The sequence below is a fragment of the Nodosilinea sp. LEGE 07088 genome, assembly GCF_015207395.1.
Classification (GTDB): domain Bacteria; phylum Cyanobacteriota; class Cyanobacteriia; order Phormidesmidales; family Phormidesmidaceae; genus Nodosilinea.
The window spans coordinates 1-1,505 of record NZ_JADEWX010000368.1 but is presented as its reverse complement, the minus strand read 5'-3'; the positions used below and the strand labels follow the sequence as shown (position 1 = coordinate 1,505).

General features: G+C 54.1%; 1 protein-coding gene. It reads right to left on the bottom strand.

Translation table 11 applies throughout. The annotated features are described in order from the left end of the window. Positions 1 to 349: 349 nt before the first annotated feature. Positions 350 to 1,393 (bottom strand): transposase, encoded by a 1,044-nt coding sequence (locus IQ254_RS31030; RefSeq protein ID WP_228041266.1) that lies wholly within the window; start codon positions 1,391 to 1,393, stop codon positions 350 to 352. Between the last annotated feature and the right edge of the window lie 112 nt (positions 1,394 to 1,505).

The window sequence follows — 1,505 nt, the reverse complement described above, 5'->3', positions numbered from 1 at the left end:
GGTCGCCTCCCAGTCGGCCTTAGGAACGCGGATTCCGGCTATCTCGATCTCGTCGCTCATCGTTTTACCTTACCGAGTCTCCTGACCCAAAATCCCTAAACCTTCGTTAAATTCCTGGGACGGTTACTTTAAATGTGTACCCGACATGGAAATCACCTATTCACAAAAAGGGTCAAAATATCTGCTAAAGCCAAGGTCTTGACAGGAGCATATAACGATGTGGACAAAAAAACACTGTCAGGCAAATCATCAAATAGCCGCAGTTTCCAGGCTTCGATTGGGGTAGCGTTATTGCCATTTTTAGTGTGATCATATATCTAGTGTTCGTAAACTCCCGGTTCGCTCATTTCTAAGGAGGCTCCTCAGATTCTGGCCCCAGCCGAGTGTAAATACTCACCGGGAAGTTGAGTGCGTGTAGGATATGCAGCTGTAAAGGCGTCAGTTCGCTCAGATGAGCATAGGTTTGCCCTCGGGCGTTCACCATGATTAGAGTAATGTCTCGAAAACTGGCCAGCAGTAATTCCGCTGTTGGTCGAGCCGTTGCCCGCTTAGGATTACCGGGATACAGCCCTGAGAGGGTCCCTTGGTGGCCCGCCAAGGCTTGGCGGACCTGAAACTCCACCAGCGTCAACAATCGCAAACCAATCGAGAGTAAGCGAATCAACCCCCTGATATGGTCTTCGCGCTGTAAGTACATCGGAGAGAGGGAGAGGGGATGCCCTTTGAGTCGGCTAAAGCTGTGCTCTACCAGATACTCTTGGCGGTAGACCGTCACCGCTCGAGGCAGAGATAACGCGACTTCAGGATGATTGGTGACATAGACCCGCCAACCCAGCGTTTGCTTCTGCTGGTCGATGGCCTCGGTATCTAGGGTGTAGTCCACCTGGAATCGACGGTGCTCCACCACCCGGGCGGGGTGGTCCCGGTAGCGACGCACGGTGTGTTGCTCCACCGACTGTGAGTAGGTGAGTTGAACGTAGGCCTTGACCCGGTAGCGGGTGAGAACGGCCTCGGCGGCTTGCGCTAAGGAATCTGTATCGGGAAAGGCTTTCTGACCGCGCCGCGATTGATTGAGCGCTGCCAAGGCCGTTTGGGCGTGCTCGAGTCGGGTTTGGAAGGCCTGCTGCGCGGATTGAGCATAGGCCAGGGAGTACACGACCAATTGCCGCTCTGACCAGGTCCAGGGTTGCCCGTCCCATTCTCCCGTGCGGGTCTGATGTTGCTCATAGCCTCTGGCAATCAGCGCGGTGTGACCATCGGCATAGTCATAGTGAATCTCCTGCAACTCGACTGCCCCTTGCCGTACGGGTTCCAGATAGACTTGCATCGCCTCGGCAGTGAGTTGACTCCCACCGAGCGGACACAGATAGTAGTCACCCTTAACGGGTGACAAGGGTACTCAACGTCATGCGGTACAGGGCTTTGAGACAATAAAGGGGACAAAAAATAGGGAGCCTCAGTGCAGCTCCCCTAAACCAATATGTTTCCTGCATCCTACCAAACCA